Source organism: Flavobacterium eburneipallidum, from assembly GCF_027111355.2.
Classification (GTDB): Bacteria; Bacteroidota; Bacteroidia; order Flavobacteriales; family Flavobacteriaceae; genus Flavobacterium; species Flavobacterium eburneipallidum.
This window is the reverse complement of the sequence record NZ_CP114291.2, coordinates 2,067,318-2,086,172: the sequence shown is the minus strand read 5'-3', so window position 1 is coordinate 2,086,172 and position 18,855 is coordinate 2,067,318. Positions and strand designations below refer to the sequence as shown.

The window sequence follows — 18,855 nt, the reverse complement described above, 5'->3', positions numbered from 1 at the left end:
ATGAAAAACAAATTTTGGTTTATCCTGTTTCTCACAACATATGCTAGTTTGATGGCTCAAAGTGTAGCGACTTCTCCTTATTCTATTTATGGTTTAGGAAGTTTGTATGAAACTGATTTTGGTTCGCTTCCATCCATTGGATCATCAGGAATTGCTTTGCCTTCGGACTCTTTTATCAATAACAAAAACCCAGCATCTTTAGGCTTAATTGGCAAAAATAGCTTCTTTTTTGATATTGGAATGAAAGGAATTCAAACCAATTATGTTAGTCAATCGGATAGTGAAAAAAGAAATAATTTCCAGTTTTCGCACATTGCTATCGCTTTTCCAATTACATCAAAATCAGGAATTGGTGTTTCGTTAAAACCCTATTCGAGTGCCACTTATTTGATTTCAAATTATCAAATTCCTATTGCAAATAGCAATGAATATTATACGTTGGACGCAAAAAGCAATGGCGGATTGAATAATTTTGATCTTTCGTATGGCTATAAAATTCATGAAAATTTTACTTTAGGATTGAGTTCTTCGTTATTTTTTGGGACTATCAATGACATCCGAGATTTTACTGTTGCACAATCTATTACTACTATTGACAAAAAGAATTTTTACAAAGGAGTTCGTTTTACACTAGGCAATCAAATCAAAATCGATTCTACTTTCAGACTTGGAATTACCTTAAAATCACCTGCCCATATCTCGGCTTCCAAAACACAATCAGTAACCACCTCTAACCAAACCGAAACTCAATATGTAGAGGACGCAGTAACCGATGATGCAACAGATTATTATTTGCCTTTTGAATTTGGAGTAGGTTTTAGTAAAAGATTCAACAAAAAATTCAACCTTACTTTTGATTATGAAAAAAGCCTTTGGAACGGTACGAATCAAACTAATTTCTATGGCGAATTCAAAAATCAAGACAAATTTGCTTTGGGATTATCTTATGTAAAAAAGGAAAAAAGCATCTATTATAGTGACAAAATCCATTATTTTGCAGGAGCCAATTACGATAATGGATTTCTCTCTATAAACAATAACAATATCATCAATAAATCGTTCAGTTTAGGCGTTGGAATACCTATAGATTACACCCATTCGTTATTAAATATTACTTATTCTTATGGTCAAAAAGGAACAACCAACAACAGCTTGATAAAAGAAAATTATCATACTATTGGTATCAATTTAAGTCTAGAAGCAATTTGGTTTGTAAAACGTAAGTTCGAATAGGAAATAAATCCAATCCAAAATCATAAAAAAGTATTGAAATTTCGTTTTCGTACCTTCTTTTTAATTTCTATAAAAACTAACAAAAACTAAATTGAAATAAATTATTCGCATCAAATTGTTTTATAATTGAAAAACAATTAAATAATCAACAAACTTTTAAGGATAATTCCTGTTCTAATTTTTATTAAATTAATACATTTGTTAGACATTAAAAACAATAGTATTATGCGAATAGAAACCGAACTCAAATTAGGATTTAAAGATGTTATGATAAGACCCAAACGCTCTACTTTGAAGAGTAGATCGGAAGTTTCATTATCCAGAGAGTTTAAGTTTTTGCATAGTTCCGTTACATGGTCTGGTGTTCCCATTATGGCGGCAAATATGGATACTGTTGGTACTTTTGAAATGGCACTAACATTGTCAAAAGAAAATTTATTCACAGCCATTCACAAACACTATTCAGTAGATCAATGGACGTATTTCATGAAAAATGCTCCCGAAAATATTCAGGATTACATCGCTGTAAGTTCAGGAACTAGCAAAAATGATTTCAAAAAAATGGGCGAAATATTCGACCAAAATCCACAACTGAAATTCATTTGCATTGATGTTGCCAATGGCTATTCAGAACATTTTGTGCTTTTTCTAAAACAAGCCCGTAAACAATATCCCGACAAAGTAATTATTGCCGGAAATGTAGTCACTGGCGAAATGGTCGAAGAATTATTACTCGCTGGTGCTGATATTGTAAAAGTAGGTATTGGTCCAGGATCTGTTTGTACTACTAGGGTAAAAACAGGTGTGGGCTATCCGCAACTTTCTGCCATTATCGAATGTGCCGATGCCGCTCACGGTTTGGGTGGACACATCATTAGCGATGGTGGATGCACCACACCTGGCGATGTTTCCAAAGCTTTTGGAGCAGGAGCCGATTTTGTAATGCTGGGCGGAATGCTCGCTGGTCATACCGAAAGTGGCGGAGAATTAATTGAAATTGAAGGCGAAAAATATAAAAAATTCTATGGAATGAGTTCAGAAACAGCCATGAACAAGCACGTTGGTGGTGTGGCTGAATACCGTGCCAGCGAAGGAAAAACAGTTCAGATTCCATATAAAGGCAATGTTAGTATAACCTTGAAAGATATTTTGGGCGGCATTAGAAGTACGTGTACTTATGTTGGTGCATCCAAATTAAAAGAACTTACCAAGAGAACTACTTTTATTCGAGTTTTAGAACAAGAGAATGTAATTTTCAATAAATAAATTTCAAAACACAAATTTTATCAATCTAAATATTGATAAAATTTGTGTTAGTTCTATTATCTATTTCTTTTCATATTTTTTTAATACCAAATATTTTAATTCCGTATTTCCTGCATTGCTAATTCCATGTTCCACATTCGATGGACAATAGAAACTGGTGTAAGCTCCTGCCGTTACTGTTTTTCCGTCTAAATAAAAAGTAGCGGTACCTTCAATAATAAAAAAGAACTCCTCTTCAACGTGTTTGTGTGGCGGATGTGTGGATAAACCAGGCCCCACAACACTCAACTTCATAGTATTTCCATCAATAAAATTCTTATCAATAAACCAATATTGGTATCCAACTTTGGTTTTTATAGCTTTGTCTAACTCAAAATGATTGACACAATTTTCGATAGTATATTTTTCTTTTTCAACATTCAATTCTTGAGACAAAACCGATTGATTTACAATCAAAAAGAGAAATAAAATTTTAATAATTGGAGTTAGTTTCATGGCTTAATTATTTAATAGAGAAAGCTAAATTAAATGATTTTTTTGGGATTGCCCAATTAGAACTCTTCCATTTTAAACTAACTAATATTTATGCTTAATTTTCATCACTCCACAGGTTTTAGGATTGATCGCCTTTTTTGAACACTGGAATTAAAAAAAAGCAAAAAAAAACTCCTTAATTGCTTAAGGAGTTTTTTGTGGGCGATGAGGGATTAGAACTTAATCCTCAATGCGTTGATATATAGCAAAATATATTAGTCTAAAACATAAGGGGCTCGATTTTGCTCCTTAAACAGATACAAATATCACTAAATCTTATAATGTAAATTTACTGATTAATAAGGTATTGACCAAATGTATCTACAATTAATTCATACTAAAAAATGAACTAGTTATTAAACTAGTTGGGTATTCTAGGGAAATTTATTCTCTATTTTTTGGTTTCTTCTTTTCATCCAAAAATTAGCGGTTCTACTTGTTCAATTTTCAAACCTGCATACTGGCAGAACTCTTCAATGGTTACTAACTCATTTTCAAGCTTATTCAGGCTCTTTCTGATGGCTTGCAACATTCGAGCGCTTTGTCTGTAACTCTTGCCTGTGATGCGTTCAATGTCTTTTGGATAGATACATATTCTCTTAATTTGTATTTTCATACTCTATCTATAGCTTTGAGTAGGCTATGCTATACTTCTGATAGCTTGCTGTCTCTTTTTAAAACTAGTGCAATTTAATCATTATTTCAAGACGTTCAATAATGATTATTAATGCTCTATTGAGTCATTTGTGTCGTTTTAGGACATATCGGACACCTCCCCCTTTTTATTGTTCTGAAATAGCTTAAAATTTGTTTCGAAATCAATCGGAAGATGTTGCAACAGAAAGATGATTTAGAGTAATTATTAATCTAAATTTTAGAAATTATGGCAAGACAGAAAGGCATAATTAAATTGAAAGGTACTATCGGAGATATTACTTTTTACAAAACCAAAGATGGTCATTTGGCACGTGAAAAAGGCGGCATTGATGCGAGCAGAATTGCGAGCGATCCTGCGTTTCAAAGAACACGTGAAAATGGTTCTGAATTTGGTCGAGCGGGAAAAGCTGGAAAGATTTTGAGAACAGCATTTAGAGCCTTGCTTTTGAATTCTGCGGACAGTAGAATGGTTAGTCGTTTGACGCAACAAATGGTTAAAGTTATCCAAGCTGACACCACTAGTGTTAGAGGGTTGCGAAATATAATTGATGGCGAAGCCGAACTTTTAGCAGGTTTTGAATTCAACATTGGTGGAAAACTAGGGACTACCTTGTTTGCTCCTTTTGTGGCAACTATCAACCGTGTAACGGGTGATATTATTGTTGATTTAGCTTCGTTTGTTCCTTTGAATATGATTGCTGCACCTAGTGGAGCTACTCATTATAAAGTTATTTCTGCAGGTGCAGAAATTGATTTTGAAGCTGAAACTTTTGTTGCTTCCAATTCAGAAACGGCTATTTTGCCTTGGGATATCAATCCTTCGGTTGCTATTAATCATTCAAATCCTGTAACTCCTGCCAGTACCAAACCTTTGTTTTTGGCTCTGGGAGTGGAGTTTTACCAAGAGGTAAATGGTCAAATGTATGCGTTAAAAAATGGCTCTTACAATCCATTATCGATTGTGAAAGTAGATAGCGGTGTATAATGGTTTTCTCGATAACTAGAACTTATTTCCCCGATGGAACGAATGGTAGACTCGAATGCGAGGGTAAATTCACCTGTAATACCATTGAATTGCCTTGGAAAAATAACGAAACGAAAGTTTCCTGCATTCCGGAAGGGAAATATTTGATAAAAAAACGATACAGCAAGAAATTTCAATGGCATTTGGAGGTTTTGAAAGTAAAAAACAGAAGTCTAATTCTATTTCATCCTGCCAATAATGCTTTATTAGAATTGAATGGTTGTATTGCTCCAGTAACGAAACTTTCTGGACCAGGTTTAGGGCTGATGTCTCGAAAAGCTTTTGCTAAATTAAAAGAATTGGTTTATAAAGCTTTGGATAAAGGCGAAAGTATTGAATTGATTGTTAAATCTTAAATTCATTAATTTATGAATGTAATAAAAAGAGCGAAAGCTCCAACTCCAAAATTTTTCAAAGTGCTTCGAAATATTGGTTTGGCATTGGCCGCCGTTGGCGGAACTGTTTTAGCAACACCAATTGCGTTGCCAGTCATTATTACATCGGTAGCAGGTTATTTGGCGGTTGCTGGAGGTGTTATTTCGGCAGTTAGCCAATTGACAACCGAAAAAGCCGATGGAACACAGTAATTCGACTGTAATTGGTACCGCTGGCGGTACATTTTTGAGTGTTTTACCGAATTTACATTCGGAGGATGTTTTGAAAACAATTGTATTAGCTACTGTTGGTGCGATTGTTAGTTTTACAATATCTTTAGTACTCAAAATTTTAATCAAGAAGCACAAAAAATAGTCTAATTCTAGTTGTGGTGACCTTTGGATTAGACCATATTGAAGCCCAAACCGCAAGGAATGGGCTTTTTTTGTGGCTAAAAATTAAACTTCTTCAAATAGATTAAGCGTAACTTCTAAAACTACCACTTCTGAATTGTGATTGTATAATTCTTGCCATTTTGCGCTGTCAATAGCTTTGGCTCTGGTGTCGAAAACTCCAAAACACACTCTTGATGCTTTGGACTTCCAATTGTCGGTTTGGTACAAAATAAATAGTTTCATAAGTTTTGATTTAAGTTCATAATTATTTTCTGCAATACCTGTATAAAATGGTTTTGCGTAAGTCATTGATAAGATTGATGTTCTCGTGAAATTGCTTTTCTTTTCTCTCCAAAAGTTTAAGAGCTGCAATATTTTTTTGATGTTCTTCGTGTTCCTGCATCATCAAACTGGCTTTTAGATTGAATTCTTTTGAAAAATTTGGAAGGCGTAAAAATGGAATTACCGAACCCACTAAAAAAGGATGCCAAAACTTGGTTTTCCATAAGCTGTAAGCCACAAAATATAAACTTTCACAATCTTCTTCATTTTGAAAAATGACTACAAAACTGTTCGTAAATGGCTCTTTTTGTGGCTTACCGCTGTTCATCCCTTTGTTAAGTATAAACAAATGGGGTTTGGTGTAAAGCGTATTTTTTTGGTGTGTTTTAATGATAAAATTTAGCATACTTTCGGTTTTTTAAAATGATTCGCCTTGCTACCACAAGCAGCTTATGAAATTTTTTAAAAGAAAAAAAAGAAAAAAAAAGAAAGTCATCTCACAAGTGGAGGTTTCAAGAAAAGCAAGTTTTTTCAAAAAAATACTACCCGGGTTTTTACGATAAAGTTGTTCGGAAATGTGGATTTGATTTAAAGCAAATGTTGAAGCGAAACGAAAACGTAGGGTGGAGATTTTATTGAAAACCCGTAGGGCTTGAACTTTCTTTTCTTGAAACTGGAGCTTACCTTTACTTTCTTTTTATTTATTTTTTTATTTTCCTCGTGACCGATAAACTTCTTATGAAATGGGGGCTAAAAAAGTTGATTCGGAAGATAGAAGTTCTTCAGAAAGGGTATGAAATTTTAAAGCAGAAAAAAGAAATATCAAATCCATTCCTATTATTTTTCTGCTTTAAAATTTCATACTCTTTCTTGTACTTGATTTTGTGGGTATTGAAAATCACTTTTCCAATATTTTTAATCTTATCGAAAAGTTTCAAGTGATTTTCAATACTTACAAAAACAATGAAAAGATAATTCCGAGTGCGATGAGGCAGAAGCGCAGGCAAGTGTGTGGTTTTTTATTTGCTTACTGGGGTGTTTCTGATTGTTTTTATGATGGCTTGATGCCACAAACGTTCTTGGAATAATTAAATTTTCGGTTACCAAAGAATGTGCTATGAAATTGCTATGGCATCTTGGCCATCGTGAAAACAATTACTTCTTATTTTCTGGCAAATAAAAAATCACACTCTTGCTGGCATTTTTGGTTTTGTGGGTGCCGAAAATAGCAAAATAAAAATTTGTAAATTATAGAAAAAGTTACTGCTATTTTTGGCACTTACAAAAGCAATGCAAACACTACCGATTTATGCGGTTTGTTGCTAAAACCATTATTGATACGTTCTTATGAAAATAAAATATTCTCTTTAATAATAAAGTTGAATCGAAGCGATGATTGGGGTTTGTGAAGGACGGTTTTTTGAGCGGCTGGGTGATGCGATGGGAGCTGCTCAAAAAGTTGTCCTGGAGCAAACCCCTTGCGCGTTGGGTGTGGCGGCTGTTTTACATAAATGATATTATAACTTCATTGCAAAAACAAAAAAACAATAACAAAGCTTTGTAATGAATTATAATACTCAATTATGTAACACAGCTTGGGGAAAGTTTTTGTTGCCCTACCAGTAAATTTTCTTTCGAACCGTAAACGTTCTAGGGCGTACAAAAACTTTTGGAGCGTTGGCAAAGGAGTGGCTTATGAAATGTAAAACGTCTTTTTATAACCGAACGAAAAAAGAATATTCTCGTTTTTACAAATGGAATTAGTGAAATGAAGCAAGCGGCAGCATTGACGCTAGGAATATTTGGACTAGGAGCAATTTTTGTGCAGCTGAATGAGATAATGGGTTGTTTTTAAATATTCAGTTTTAAATATTTCAATGAATAACTTTTTGTACAATTATATGTAATTTAAAAAAAATATGTATCTTTGTAACATAATTTGAAGATTGAAACTGATTACTTAACCTTATAATTTAAAAAATGGTGGAAGCAACAACAGGATTAGTAATAAAAGGTTTGCGAGAAAAATATGGATACACACAAGATAAAGTCGCAAATTATTTAGGAATAAAACGAGAAATGATAAGTTTTTATGAAAATGAAAGTAGAGAAATTCCACTTGATGTTTTAGAGAGATTATCAGATTTGTTTGGTGTTGAATTAGATGTCTTTTTTGTTGATAATGTTGATGATGCACTTGCCGAAGTTGTTTTTGCCTTTAGAAAAGACGATATGGATAATGATGATATGGATAATATGGCGGCTTTTGGTAAAATTGTAAAAAACTATTTGAAGATTAATAATTTGTATGGTAGCATTTAATGATAAAATACTAGAAGTAAGGGCCAATAAATTTAGGCGTCAATGCGGTATCAGTGATGATAGTGCTATTGATTTTGAAAAATTATTAATATCACTTGATGTGCTAACTGTTTTTAAACCATTGAATGGAGAATTCTCTGGAATGGCATTGCGAACTCGAAGCAGTAATTTTATGATGATTAATACTAAAAACCCTATCGGTAGACAGCATTTTACTATTGGACACGAATTGTATCATTTATTTATTCAAGAAGGTTTTAGTTTTAAAATGTGTAAAACTGGGAAGTTTGATAAGAAAGATAGAGAGGAATATAATGCGGATATTTTTAGTTCCTATTTTTTAATGCCGGAAGTTGGAATAATAAAACAAATTCCAGAAGAAGAGTTGGCTTGGGGTGGAGAAATCTCATTGGCAACAATTATCAAATTAGAACAATACTTTGGTGTCTCAAGAACCGCACTTTTAATACGATTAGATAAAATAGGTTTGCTGCGAACGGATTATTCTAATTATAAAAATGATGTTAAAAAAAGTGCTATTGAACACGGATATTCGGATAGATTGTATAGTAAAACTGACGAATTTAAAGTTGTTGGAAATTATGGAATAAAAGCAAAAGAATTGTTTGATAAAGATAAGATTTCGGAAAGTCATTATCTCTCATTAATGTTTGATATTAATATTGATATTGACAATTTAAATAATAAGGAAGATGACAAAGAAATCTAATGATCCAAAAATATTATTGGATTGTGATGTCATTATCCATTTTATAAAAGCAGGTAAGCAATTACTTTTGCCAAAAATATTTCCTGGTCGGTTTGTTATTCTTGACAAAGTTTTTGAAGAATTGATGGCAAGACCTAGCAATAAAATACCTGTAGGTAATTTTATTGAATACACAAAAATTGATGTGATACCAATACCTAATAAAATTGAAATAATTAAAGAATATTCAAGACTTAAAAAAATTGTAGGTAATGGAGAAGCTGCTTGTATGGCGGTTGCAAGAAATACAAATGATTATATAGCAAGTAGTAATTTAAAAGATATTAGACTGTATTGTGAGGAGTATAATATTGTTTACTTGACCACAATGGATATTTTGTTAGAGGCTTATAAATTAAAGATTATGAGCGAATTAGAATGCGATGATTTTATAAAAGAAGTAAAATTAAAAGACAGTAAACTAATTCGTAATATAGATAGTATTACAGCTTATGAAAAATTAAAAAAATAACCGAAGCAAACTGGAATAGCGCTTCGGTCAGTTGAAATTAAAACTTTGGAGGGTATTTGATTTCTTCTGCAAAAGTAATAGAATTCTTTTTATTACCTAATTATTCCTTGGGTTTTTAGCCAAACACCTCAATTTCAAATTGTTTGGTTGCACTAAATCATATATGCAATGGCAAAAAATGGTAAAGTTGGTGATGGTCATCGAAATGGTGCGGTTAAAGACCGTAGCCAGACTTATAATCCAAAAACAGAACAGTGGGTAAAGCGTGATGCTGATACTGGTCGTTTTATGGATGTTAAGCAGGATGGCACACCGTTTAAAGGTGTTACGAAAGAGAAGTAATTCTTTTTCCAGAGTAGTTAGGTGCATAGCACTATTAGTGCTATGCTTTTGTTTAATCGATAAAATATAATTTTTATGTCAAACATTATAAGATTTAAACCTGTAAAAAAAGCAACTGTTTGTTTCAAAAATAACTGTATTACAGTTTATGATGAAGCTGCAGAAGTTTTGGAAGCTATTGCAATCACAGCAGGTTTGTTTATTGCCGTTGGATTAGTTGCTAAAGCAATTAAATAGTTTTAAAAAAGCAGTTCTACACAAAGTAAAACTGCTTTTTTTTATAAAATGTATGAAGATTAGGCTTGTAATTAAGTTATAATAGTACTCAAGTAAGTCTTTCCTCAATCAAATCTTTCCAAATTACAAAACCTTTTCTGTCAGCTGAATAATCGTGAAGTATTCTACTAAAATTATTAGGAGGATTTTCTATAAAAGATTGTCTTCCATCATTTCTAATGGTATTTAAGTAGCTATCCACTTGTTTTAATTTATCCGGAAGCGATTTTTTCTCATTATCAAAATGCCAAATATAAGTTGCTTCTTCAGTATTTAAGGTTTCTAAAACAATATGAAATCCTGTCTTTCCTGCTAGAAGAAAAACAAATGAAAATGGATTCAATACAAATCGGATTTTAAGAATACTTCTTTCGTGATGTTCGGCTAAATATTGTAAATGAGTTTGGTGTTTGTAATTTTGATTCTGTAAAAAATCATTTAATAATTCATCTCCAGAATCATATAATTTGATGTTATTTTCATTTTGTAATTGATTTATATTGAGTAAATTTTCTTGACCAACTGGATTTTGTTTACCCAAGAAAGTCTTGGCTACAAATTTAAACTTTACACTTTCAATCAATTCTTTGGTTATCTTTTCTATATCATTGGATAATGCCAATTGTGAAATGAGTTTTCCGTCTTCGAATTCAGCGTGAATAGAAATTGAGATGTTTTTCAGTTTGAGTGTTTTGGAAAAATAAACTTTTAAAACTTCAAATTCGGGTCTTATTTCAAAATTTTCAATATCAAATTCAAGCTCGGTTTTCATTTCTGAAACCTCATATTTAAAAGCTATACTTCCGTAACGGAATTCAAGTAGTTCAAATGGAATCTTTACTTTTTTATCAAGAATAAAAGTATTTTTGGAAACAATAATTTCTTCTTCGGGTTCATCAAATAAAGTAGCTTGTTTGTCAATTTTCCTGTAATAGACATTTCTTTTTAGAAACATTTTGTTTAAATAATCAATCTTACCATCACGATAATCATAAATAGTTGGCGTTATTTCTGAACGTTGTACTCTACCGATGTATTGAATCAATTTTCCTTCAAAAGAAAACGGATAAACTAAAAAAAGACAATTAGCATTTTGCAAATCGGTTCCTTCTCCAAAGAATTGTCCTGTGGTAATTAGCACTTGATAATTTCCTTCTTTTAGCAATTTCCATTTTGAGTTTTTACTGCTTTCAGAATCTTCTCCACTCAAGGTAATCACTTCGTAAGATTGCTTTAAATATTGATAAAGCGAGTCAATATGTTCTTTGCGTTCCGTAATAATAATGATTTTTTTGTCCGATTTTAATTCATTGGTAACATCCTCAAGGATTACTTTGTTTCGAGTAGAATCGTGAACTAGAATTTTTGATAACGTTTCAAATTTGTCCGTTTTTGAATTAAAAGGAACATCTAGTTCTGTGTTTCTAATAATGATTTTCGGTTTTTTTGAGGTGCTTATTTCGTTAGATTTTATTTCGGAAATCACTTCGCCTAAATGTATAAAAATCAATTTACTGTCATTATATTTTCGGAATGGTGTTGCGGTCAACCCAAACAAATAATAGGTTTGTAATTTCGAAATTGTATTTCTGAATGTTTCCGCCGGAATATGATGGCATTCGTCCAGAATAATCGTCCCAAAAGCATTTAAAAGTTTATCGCCATCGGGTTTCTCCAATTCTTTTGACAAACTTTGAATCATTGCAACCGTTATTTGCTTACCGATTTTGATTTTTCCTTGACCAATTTTTTCAATCTCATTTTTGGGAATTCCAAGAAAAGTTTCAATTCTTTCCATCCATTGGTCGGCAATTTGTTTTCGATGAGTGATGATTAATGCTGGTTGCTTTTTCTCTGCAATAATTTTTAGTCCAACGATAGTTTTTCCATAACTTGGAGGCGCAACAATTACTCCTAAATCTTTCTTGGCAATTGCATCAATCACAGTTTGCTGGTGTTCTAGGAGTTGTGCATTGAATAAGAAAGAAACCTCTTTTAACTTTTTTCTTTCATCCTTGAAATCATATTCAATATTATTTTCTCTACAAAAGCGAATTATTTTACCAATAAAACCTCTAGGAATTAAGATTTTGTTTTCCGTTTCTTCAACCAATTTGAAATACCGTTCTGTTCCAAAAGTATTTTTCCCAATCTTCTTTTTTATTAAAAATTCGGTGTTCAGAAAATTCAATTCTTCTTTTAGAAAATTTATTAGTTGTGTTGAAATAGCATTGCGATTGATTTTTACAACATTTGCTAATCTTATCGTTAATTTTTCATTGTATAATTTGGGTATAATCGAAACAGGAATATTTTGTAGTGTATTATGAATTTGGTATAATTCATCTAATTTTATTATCGAAATTCTTTGAATATTTTTTATGAAATCCCATTGATTTGGAATTGGTTCAAAACTTTCAACATCAATAAAACAACTGTTTCTTTGTTCATAAGTTTTCTTATACAACGGAAGTGCTATCAAATTTCCAAATCCTTTTCCAGACAAAAAATCCTGATTGGGAAACATTCGGTCAAAACTAGAACTTTTGTCAAATAAAGAAAAAACACCTGTTTGCTCTAAAATTGAAATAAAAATCTTTCTACTTTTTATAGCTTGATAGGGTTGTTCAAAAAATATCCAAACGTGCCCGCCTTTACCTGAACGAGAACGTTCCAAATAGGCAGAAATTCCTTTTTCATTGCAAGCATTTATAAACTTTTTACAGTCATCAATCCATTCCACTTTGTCAAAATCTGCAACAATAAACCACGAGGTATTGTCTTTGAGCAAAGGATAAATTCCAATATGTTGTTCGCCGTTAAGATGTTTTTCAATTTCTTTTTCAGTGAATGGTAAATATTCTTTTTCTGCATAATTTTGAAAAGTTCCCCCATTTATTTTATGAGCTCGATACCGATATGGGTCATAAAAGTAAGCAGGCATATAGCCACTTTTATTCCCTTTCTCCCAACGAACCGCAAACACATCTTCTCTTCCTGAAAACACAGATTTGAAAAGTTGGATTTTATTTATTTGACTTGATGGCATAATTCATTATCAGCTATTGTAAAACTCTAAAACTATTTTATTTCTGTCAACCCTTTTTTTAATTCCTCCAGTATTTCAACAGCATATTTTAAGTCCCAGTCTTTATCTCTAATCCATTGTTTTGCGATTGCTGACTTCTCTACATTCACAATGTTTTCATTAATGGTTTTTAGGATTCTGTCGTTTATTGCTTTGGAAACATTTAAAAAATGGCTCGCTTTTCGTCCTAATACTCTTGCTGCAATTTTAAACTGGTCTAGTTTATCATCGTTTGGAAAAGTATCAAAATGGTGTTCTACTATTTCATCAAAATTTAAGTCGAAATAATGTTCTATAATTCTTAAAATATCATACAAATCATTACCACGATCTTCAGGTCTATCGCTCCAAGCAATTAGTTTTAAAATAACCATTCCTGGTAATGATGGAATTTGCAAAGATTTTTCTTCTATCTTAATTGTTTCCGGTTCTTGTAACACTTCAGTAAGTCCTAATACGTGTAAATAGGTGTGACGCTGATTGAAATTTACTGTGAATTTTTCTTCAATTTCTCCAAATGGCATTAAGTCAATGACGGTATTAAATTTGGGATGGTAAAGTGTCCAAGGTGCTTGCACTTTGTTGAATCCAAATTTGACAAGCTCTTCCACAATTGATTCGAACTCTTGAATATAAGAAATCATTATTGCAAAATCGATATCTTTTGTACCTCTACTTGGTTTAATACCTTTTCGTAAAAGGTTTAAGGCTACTGCACTTGCCCCGATTAAATAATAAGGTACATTTAGTTTGATCATTATTTCATCAATGCAATCAAAAATTTCTTTGAAGTATGGTATGGCTAGTTCTTTATAGGTTTGGTTGGATATGTTCATTGAAAATTAATTTTGCAGTTTCTTTACACCTTTTGTCATCTGTAATCATTAAATCGGTATATACTAATTCTTTTGGTGCCGTATTAGTGTTGTACTCATTATTCCAAAACATATCATAGACTGTTATTTCTCCATTATCATCTGGCAATAGTTTATAATTTAGTATTAGGTCTTTTGTTGTTTCTTTTGTATAAAGAGTAAATTTTTCTGGACGTAAATGGTTGGTTATTATATCCCCAGCAGGTTCTCCTCCCCAAACTGTTTTATCGGTATTTAACGGTACGGTTTTCCAATCTTTATCTTTGTTTTGAAATCTAAATCGTTGTTTGAAAAGGGTAGGTTTCAACGTTTGTTCGAATTCAGTAATCCATTTGTTTAATAATTCTTCATAATTATTGATTACATATTCATTTTTATTTAGCCTTACTATTAAATTAGTTTCCAATAATCCATTTATAATTAAAGGAATGTTACCCAATGCGACATTCGTTATTTCTGCAATTTCACGTTGTGTTTGATTGATTAATTTTGGTTTTATTAGAAACTGAAAAATTACTTTTAATCCCGTTTTAGTAAATGCTCTATTTCCTTTTTCCTTTTGGGTTTTAGCAACTTCATTCGTATCAATATATAGAAACAAATCATCTGTATTAATATATACATTCCCATTGCCTTCCAGATAGTTTACTCTATTTTCCCGAAGCTCTTTTTTTACTTTTGGATATAATTTTTCTGCCACTAATAAAAAATTGGTGAATTTATTTTTATAATTAAGAATATTAAATAATTGATGGTTTTTAACATCTTTCTTTATCTGAACAAAAAATATTTTTTTTTGATTGTTTAGAATAATGCTTAATTCTCCATCAACTCCTTTATCCTTGTTATAATCAACAGTTTTCCAGTCCCAATTTATTGGAACATTTTTCTCTAAATTATGAATTGCATTATTTAAAATTTCTATTTCATTCATTGTAAAAATTCTTTATGTTCATTATTTGTTTATGTTCATTATTCGTGAACAAATAAAAAATATGAACAAATATATAGATTTTATATAAATAGACACTATTTAAAGGGAAGTGTTTTTTCTATACAATTGAAAGTATTGAGTTAAATATTAAGAAATAAGCTATTGTTAACCTTTGGCAAAATATTGATTTTTTGCCAAAGGTTAATTGTTCTTGATTACTGTGTTATTTTATCATTTATACCATTCCTCTTTAATTTTGTCAATATCCATATCTTTCCATTCCTCTTTCCATAATTCCCAATACGGAATATCATTTGACGAAGGTTCGTTCGTACATCTGTCTATTTGAACAATTGAGGGTAAAATAACAGATTCACCAATTAATAAAGCTTCACCTTGTTTTAGAGAAGGCATTTTTTCAATCAATGAACCTAAACTATCTGGAAGTAATTTTTTAACATAACCTTGGTCAACCGGATTAGTTAATCTCATCGCAATGAAATTATTACATTGTGAAAATATAGTTTCTGATATTTCTGAAGGTCTTTGACTTGCTAATAACAGAGTAACTCCATATTTTCTACCCTCTTTGGCAATTCTTTCGATTGATTTTTTTGAAGATCTATATTTTACTAAATCGCTATTGGGAACATATTTATGTGCTTCCTCATAAACTAAAAGTATTGGAATGTCATTATTGATTTTTTCATTTGGATTAATGTTATTTCTCAATCTTTTGTAGATATAACCATACTCAAATACAATTCTTGAAATTAAAGAAACTGTAATACTTAATACTTCAAAAGGCACTCCGCTTAAATCAATTACTGTAACATTGGAATTTGAATTATATCCTAAAATATTTTTCAATGTATCTTCGAAAGAAATCTTTTTTGATTCTTCACCAAATAAGAAAGTTAAACGGTCTTGATTTATTTTTTCTTGAAATCTTACAAAAAATTTATCTAAAGTACCTTCCGCATAATCTCCTTTAGTTATATTCTGATTTTTAGTTGGATGAAATTGAAACTCTTCATTAAAATATTTATCTATTCGCTGTTCTTCATTTAGTAATATTCCAGTATCAACAGTTGTACTACTATCATTACAAGCATAAGAATCATCAACTATCATATATCGATTTGAACTTTTAGAATTTTTTGTTTCATTCTTTAAGTTATATAATGCATTTTGAACTTCATTTATGTCAAAAAACAAAGGAGAATCGTAAAATATCTTTGTTTTATCAGGATTATGCTTTTTCTTATTTTCGGTAACCAATTTTCTAAAAACTGAAGATTGATTATAATTATCTCTCTCTCCAGTATCTAGAAGCACTTCTTCTAGTTCATCACTATTTAGTAACCAATATGGCAATTTTAAATTCTCAATATCAATAAAATTAGCATTAGGAAAAGCTGATTTATATTCGGAATGAATGTCAAAAATTATTACGTGTGAATTATTTAAACTAAAATCTCCACTTTTAGAATTAACAGCCGTTTGTATGATAGTAGATAATGTATGAGATTTACCTGAACCTGTTGAACCAACTATTGCAATATGCTTATTGAAAAATTTATTGCCATTTACTGGAATTCTAATGTTTGCATTTGAAGATAATGAACAAAAAGTAAATTGTTCTTTGTCCTCTACAGATTCGATATAGATTTTCTTGATTTCCTCTTCTGTTGCTGGTTCGACTTTTTTGGGAGGAATGGTTAAATCGTCACCACCTCTTGTAAATTTACCATTTTTTATTATTCCCAATGGACTTGCTTCGACAATATGTGTTCTAACAGCTTCATTATTTTTCTCTGAAACATCAATCGAGAAATTTTCAATAATTGCCATTAATATAGCATTGTCATTTCCATAAATTTTGAGATAAGAACCAACTCTCAAAGATTCGTTGGCTATCCTGAAATCTTCAAGTTTGTCAACCTTGATTTTTACTTTGTTTGGGAATACTGCAATTACTTCAGCATTTAATTTGTCTTCTACCATTAGATTATATTTTTGATGTCGTTAATTTCTTGTATTTGAATTTGTATGTGCTTTATACTTGCATTTGATGTCGAAAAGAAAGGAGTTTCGAAATAGAAATGATAAACTTCTTTGGTTTTTGAGATTTCATTAAAAACTGATTCGATGTGTTTTAAATCATCTATTATTTTAATTTTAATTCCATTATGAAAAGTAGCTTTTTCTATAATTGATTTTGGGTTGAAACTTGAACCGTTAAAATCAAAACCATCTTTAAATTTAAAATTCTCGCTAATAAGTTCTGTTTTTAATTCAATTAATTCTGAATTTGATAATCCAAATATGTGGATGTATGGACAAAAAGAATCTGGATTTAATTTTGAAAGTTGTGAATATTTTTTACAGGTTAAATGAATTATAGATTTTAAATCACTTCGCAAATAATTACTTGAACTCACTTCTATTAGAAAGAATCTTTCAAATGGAGAATTATTGTAATCACTGAAATATTTAGCTCTAACATCCGATAGTAATTTCTTTTTACCTTTAAATTGAATAAACCATTTATGAAAAAGTACTTGTTTAGAATTTATTTGAGCTAAAAAATCTTTTTTTGTTATTCTTCGATTGGCTAAATCATTCTCTTTGGCAAGATTGCTAATAATTTTTAATGCGTTATTATAGTAGAAATTTTCAGCCTCAAAATCGTCGCAATTGAAAATGTTTTGATTTTTTAAAGAAGTGAAAATTTCTTTAAGTTGTTCTTCATACGATTTTGCATTAATTTCAATTTCTAAAGTTTCTAAAAACGACATTAATTCTATATCACTTAATTTTAAGTCTTCATAGTGTTTATATTCAATCTTACCTTTTTTATAAGTCAGTAAGCTAGACTTTAGAAAATCTAATGTTATTGAAGATGGAAATCTTTCGTGTCCTGATTTAAAATGACCGAAGTATAAATATTTTATTTTCTTCTCTTTTCCATTTAAAACTTGCTTAAAATGGTCAAGCATAAGCTGTATTGGTTTGGCAATAGCCGAATGATTATATTCAGTTTTAGCGTGGTATTTACATTGTATAGCTATTTCTTCAGTTGCATTTTTTACATCAACATCCTCAATGCCTTCAACTATAATTTCGTGTGAGTCATCATCTAATTGCAATAATTTAAGTATAGCTAAATCAAATTGATAAAAATATCCTTTAATTGTATCAGTTGCTGTTCTGTCTGTCATTGTTTTTTAAAGGAGTTACGATTAATTGTATAAGTTTACCAAATTAGCAAATAATTCTGATTAATATTATTTATCAACTTTGACTTATTAACCTACTTATCAAACTCTTTTATCCATAATATTTCTTTCAAACGCAATCAAATTAATCATTTCTCTTAATCTGCTTCGTACTCGATTCCCATAAGCATTCTCAATTTCACTTGCCGAAAGGTTTGTAGTAATATGCGTTTGGATTTTTTTTGAGGTAAAAATATCATACCGACTTAATAGAATTTCTGCCATTACGTTACATTCGTTTCCGTAATACTTTAGATTGTTTTCTGTTCCTAAATCGTCGAAACATATTGTTTTGGGTTCTGATTCGTATAGCTTTCCTTTGCTGTATTTATGAATGATTTGGTAGCCATCCTGAATAAATTCAAAGCTGATATCTCGGCACGGTTTTACGAAAAACTTATGATCAGAAGGAGTGAGGTGTTTCATTAAATTCATTAACGATGTTTTGCCACAGCCAACGGTGCCAGAAAGTAGAATTCCTTTATTGAGATTGATGTTGTATTGAAAACAAGTTGCTTCATCCTTGACGAAATAGGCAATGAGTTTGTAAATTATAGTATAATCAGTTTCTAGGATTTTGAAATGATTTCCGTATAATTCAACTCCTTTTTTTTCGAGCCAAAGGATTATATCGGGATAGTTATAATGGGATTGTATTTCTGTTTCCATAAGTTTAAAAATTTAACCACAAAGGGCACAAAGGGTAAGCACAAAGTTCACAAAGCTTTTT

The 18,855-nt window shown here is 30.9% G+C and carries 20 protein-coding genes; 10 read left to right on the top strand and 10 right to left on the bottom strand.

The annotated features are described in order from the left end of the window. On the top strand, positions 1 to 1,233 hold the full coding sequence (gene bamG, locus OZP15_RS08665) for a BamG family beta-barrel-assembly machinery protein (protein WP_281335875.1): 1,233 nt from the start codon (positions 1 to 3) through the stop codon (positions 1,231 to 1,233). 225 nt (positions 1,234 to 1,458) lie between these two features. After that, positions 1,459 to 2,499, top strand: a complete 1,041-nt coding sequence (locus tag OZP15_RS08660) for a GMP reductase (RefSeq protein WP_269225087.1) — start codon at positions 1,459 to 1,461, stop codon at positions 2,497 to 2,499. A 60-nt stretch (positions 2,500 to 2,559) separates the two neighbouring features. Here the strand turns inward: OZP15_RS08660 and OZP15_RS08655 are convergent, their stop codons facing one another. Then, positions 2,560 to 2,994: a cupin domain-containing protein gene (locus OZP15_RS08655; protein ID WP_281335874.1), complete on the bottom strand. Its 435-nt coding sequence runs from the start codon at positions 2,992 to 2,994 to the stop codon at positions 2,560 to 2,562. Positions 2,995 to 3,445: 451 nt separating this feature from the next. Continuing rightward, complete coding sequence (locus tag OZP15_RS08650; RefSeq protein WP_269225085.1) at positions 3,446 to 3,649, bottom strand: hypothetical protein; 204 nt, start codon at positions 3,647 to 3,649, stop codon at positions 3,446 to 3,448. Between the two features lie 267 nt (positions 3,650 to 3,916). On the opposite strand from OZP15_RS08650, the gene OZP15_RS08645 reads away from it, so the two are divergent. From OZP15_RS08645 to OZP15_RS08635, 3 genes are read left to right on the top strand one after another with little or no spacing between them, the layout of a single operon-like run. Next, positions 3,917 to 4,675, top strand: a complete 759-nt coding sequence (locus OZP15_RS08645; RefSeq protein ID WP_269225084.1) for a hypothetical protein — start codon at positions 3,917 to 3,919, stop codon at positions 4,673 to 4,675. Then, positions 4,675 to 5,070, top strand: coding sequence for a DUF5675 family protein (locus tag OZP15_RS08640; RefSeq protein WP_269225083.1), 396 nt, complete (start codon positions 4,675 to 4,677; stop codon positions 5,068 to 5,070). Before OZP15_RS08645 ends, OZP15_RS08640 begins: the two co-directional genes overlap by 1 nt. A 12-nt stretch (positions 5,071 to 5,082) precedes the next feature. Then, on the top strand, positions 5,083 to 5,301 hold the full coding sequence (locus tag OZP15_RS08635) for a hypothetical protein (RefSeq protein ID WP_269225082.1): 219 nt from the start codon (positions 5,083 to 5,085) through the stop codon (positions 5,299 to 5,301). A 246-nt stretch (positions 5,302 to 5,547) separates the two neighbouring features. Here OZP15_RS08635 and OZP15_RS08630 read toward each other — a convergent pair whose 3' ends face one another. Then, positions 5,548 to 5,727, bottom strand: coding sequence for a hypothetical protein (locus OZP15_RS08630; RefSeq protein ID WP_103725652.1), 180 nt, complete (start codon positions 5,725 to 5,727; stop codon positions 5,548 to 5,550). Positions 5,728 to 5,749: 22 nt separating this feature from the next. After that, entirely contained in the window at positions 5,750 to 6,172 is a 423-nt protein-coding gene (locus OZP15_RS08625; RefSeq protein WP_281335873.1) for a DUF6943 family protein, read from the bottom strand. Positions 6,173 to 7,746: 1,574 nt separating this feature from the next. Here OZP15_RS08625 and OZP15_RS08620 point away from each other — a divergent pair. From OZP15_RS08620 to OZP15_RS08600, 5 genes are all read left to right on the top strand, one after another. Continuing rightward, positions 7,747 to 8,088 (top strand): helix-turn-helix domain-containing protein, encoded by a 342-nt coding sequence (locus tag OZP15_RS08620; protein ID WP_269225079.1) that lies wholly within the window; start codon positions 7,747 to 7,749, stop codon positions 8,086 to 8,088. After that, a complete protein-coding gene (locus OZP15_RS08615; RefSeq protein WP_281335872.1) occupies positions 8,075 to 8,818 on the top strand; it encodes an ImmA/IrrE family metallo-endopeptidase in 744 nt (247 codons plus the stop codon). The genes OZP15_RS08620 and OZP15_RS08615 overlap by 14 nt, the downstream gene beginning before the upstream one ends. Further along, the gene (locus OZP15_RS08610) at positions 8,802 to 9,329 is read left to right on the top strand and encodes a PIN domain-containing protein (RefSeq protein WP_269225077.1); all 528 of its coding nucleotides are present in this window, start codon (positions 8,802 to 8,804) and stop codon (positions 9,327 to 9,329) included. Before OZP15_RS08615 ends, OZP15_RS08610 begins: the two co-directional genes overlap by 17 nt. Before the next feature lie 168 nt (positions 9,330 to 9,497). Then, entirely contained in the window at positions 9,498 to 9,671 is a 174-nt protein-coding gene (locus OZP15_RS08605; protein WP_086440623.1) for a hypothetical protein, read from the top strand. 75 nt (positions 9,672 to 9,746) lie between these two features. Then, complete coding sequence (locus OZP15_RS08600; protein ID WP_269225076.1) at positions 9,747 to 9,908, top strand: hypothetical protein; 162 nt, start codon at positions 9,747 to 9,749, stop codon at positions 9,906 to 9,908. Positions 9,909 to 9,996: 88 nt separating this feature from the next. Here OZP15_RS08600 and OZP15_RS08595 read toward each other — a convergent pair whose 3' ends face one another. From OZP15_RS08595 to OZP15_RS08570, 6 genes are all read right to left on the bottom strand, one after another. Then, complete coding sequence (locus OZP15_RS08595) at positions 9,997 to 12,996, bottom strand: DEAD/DEAH box helicase (protein WP_281335871.1); 3,000 nt, start codon at positions 12,994 to 12,996, stop codon at positions 9,997 to 9,999. A 32-nt stretch (positions 12,997 to 13,028) separates the two neighbouring features. Next, the gene (locus OZP15_RS08590) at positions 13,029 to 13,871 is read right to left on the bottom strand and encodes a nucleotidyl transferase AbiEii/AbiGii toxin family protein (RefSeq protein WP_281335870.1); all 843 of its coding nucleotides are present in this window, start codon (positions 13,869 to 13,871) and stop codon (positions 13,029 to 13,031) included. Then, positions 13,846 to 14,844 (bottom strand): type IV toxin-antitoxin system AbiEi family antitoxin, encoded by a 999-nt coding sequence (locus OZP15_RS08585; protein ID WP_281335869.1) that lies wholly within the window; start codon positions 14,842 to 14,844, stop codon positions 13,846 to 13,848. Before OZP15_RS08585 ends, OZP15_RS08590 begins: the two co-directional genes overlap by 26 nt. A 231-nt stretch (positions 14,845 to 15,075) precedes the next feature. Then, positions 15,076 to 16,851 carry an anti-phage-associated helicase HerA gene (herA, locus tag OZP15_RS08580; RefSeq protein WP_269225070.1) on the bottom strand — a complete coding sequence of 592 codons (1,776 nt, stop codon included), beginning with the start codon at positions 16,849 to 16,851 and terminating at the stop codon, positions 15,076 to 15,078. Further along, positions 16,851 to 18,068: a DUF4297 family anti-phage-associated protein gene (locus OZP15_RS08575; RefSeq protein ID WP_269225069.1), complete on the bottom strand. Its 1,218-nt coding sequence runs from the start codon at positions 18,066 to 18,068 to the stop codon at positions 16,851 to 16,853. The genes herA and OZP15_RS08575 overlap by 1 nt, the downstream gene beginning before the upstream one ends. Positions 18,069 to 18,167: 99 nt before the next feature. Further along, the gene (locus tag OZP15_RS08570; RefSeq protein WP_281335868.1) at positions 18,168 to 18,794 is read right to left on the bottom strand and encodes an AAA family ATPase; all 627 of its coding nucleotides are present in this window, start codon (positions 18,792 to 18,794) and stop codon (positions 18,168 to 18,170) included. Positions 18,795 to 18,855: the final 61 nt, after the last annotated feature.

What these genes read in the sequence shown, in the direction of transcription:
- OZP15_RS08645 (WP_269225084.1), top strand. Translation starts at nt 3,917, where the DNA reads ATGGCAAGACAGAAAGGCATAATTAAATTGAAAGGTACTATCGGAGAT.
- OZP15_RS08630 (WP_103725652.1), bottom strand. Translation starts at nt 5,727, where the DNA reads ATGAAACTATTTATTTTGTACCAAACCGACAATTGGAAGTCCAAAGCA.
- OZP15_RS08595 (WP_281335871.1), bottom strand. Translation starts at nt 12,996, where the DNA reads ATGCCATCAAGTCAAATAAATAAAATCCAACTTTTCAAATCTGTGTTT.
- OZP15_RS08660 (WP_269225087.1), top strand. Translation starts at nt 1,459, where the DNA reads ATGCGAATAGAAACCGAACTCAAATTAGGATTTAAAGATGTTATGATA.
- OZP15_RS08620 (WP_269225079.1), top strand. Translation starts at nt 7,747, where the DNA reads ATGGTGGAAGCAACAACAGGATTAGTAATAAAAGGTTTGCGAGAAAAA.
- OZP15_RS08610 (WP_269225077.1), top strand. Translation starts at nt 8,802, where the DNA reads ATGACAAAGAAATCTAATGATCCAAAAATATTATTGGATTGTGATGTC.
- OZP15_RS08655 (WP_281335874.1), bottom strand. Translation starts at nt 2,994, where the DNA reads ATGAAACTAACTCCAATTATTAAAATTTTATTTCTCTTTTTGATTGTA.
- OZP15_RS08635 (WP_269225082.1), top strand. Translation starts at nt 5,083, where the DNA reads ATGAATGTAATAAAAAGAGCGAAAGCTCCAACTCCAAAATTTTTCAAA.
- OZP15_RS08590 (WP_281335870.1), bottom strand. Translation starts at nt 13,871, where the DNA reads ATGAACATATCCAACCAAACCTATAAAGAACTAGCCATACCATACTTC.
- OZP15_RS08600 (WP_269225076.1), top strand. Translation starts at nt 9,747, where the DNA reads ATGTCAAACATTATAAGATTTAAACCTGTAAAAAAAGCAACTGTTTGT.
- OZP15_RS08585 (WP_281335869.1), bottom strand. Translation starts at nt 14,844, where the DNA reads ATGAATGAAATAGAAATTTTAAATAATGCAATTCATAATTTAGAGAAA.
- bamG (WP_281335875.1), top strand. Translation starts at nt 1, where the DNA reads ATGAAAAACAAATTTTGGTTTATCCTGTTTCTCACAACATATGCTAGT.
- OZP15_RS08650 (WP_269225085.1), bottom strand. Translation starts at nt 3,649, where the DNA reads ATGAAAATACAAATTAAGAGAATATGTATCTATCCAAAAGACATTGAA.
- OZP15_RS08570 (WP_281335868.1), bottom strand. Translation starts at nt 18,794, where the DNA reads ATGGAAACAGAAATACAATCCCATTATAACTATCCCGATATAATCCTT.
- OZP15_RS08615 (WP_281335872.1), top strand. Translation starts at nt 8,075, where the DNA reads ATGGTAGCATTTAATGATAAAATACTAGAAGTAAGGGCCAATAAATTT.
- OZP15_RS08575 (WP_269225069.1), bottom strand. Translation starts at nt 18,068, where the DNA reads ATGACAGACAGAACAGCAACTGATACAATTAAAGGATATTTTTATCAA.
- herA (WP_269225070.1), bottom strand. Translation starts at nt 16,851, where the DNA reads ATGGTAGAAGACAAATTAAATGCTGAAGTAATTGCAGTATTCCCAAAC.
- OZP15_RS08625 (WP_281335873.1), bottom strand. Translation starts at nt 6,172, where the DNA reads ATGCTAAATTTTATCATTAAAACACACCAAAAAAATACGCTTTACACC.
- OZP15_RS08605 (WP_086440623.1), top strand. Translation starts at nt 9,498, where the DNA reads ATGGCAAAAAATGGTAAAGTTGGTGATGGTCATCGAAATGGTGCGGTT.
- OZP15_RS08640 (WP_269225083.1), top strand. Translation starts at nt 4,675, where the DNA reads ATGGTTTTCTCGATAACTAGAACTTATTTCCCCGATGGAACGAATGGT.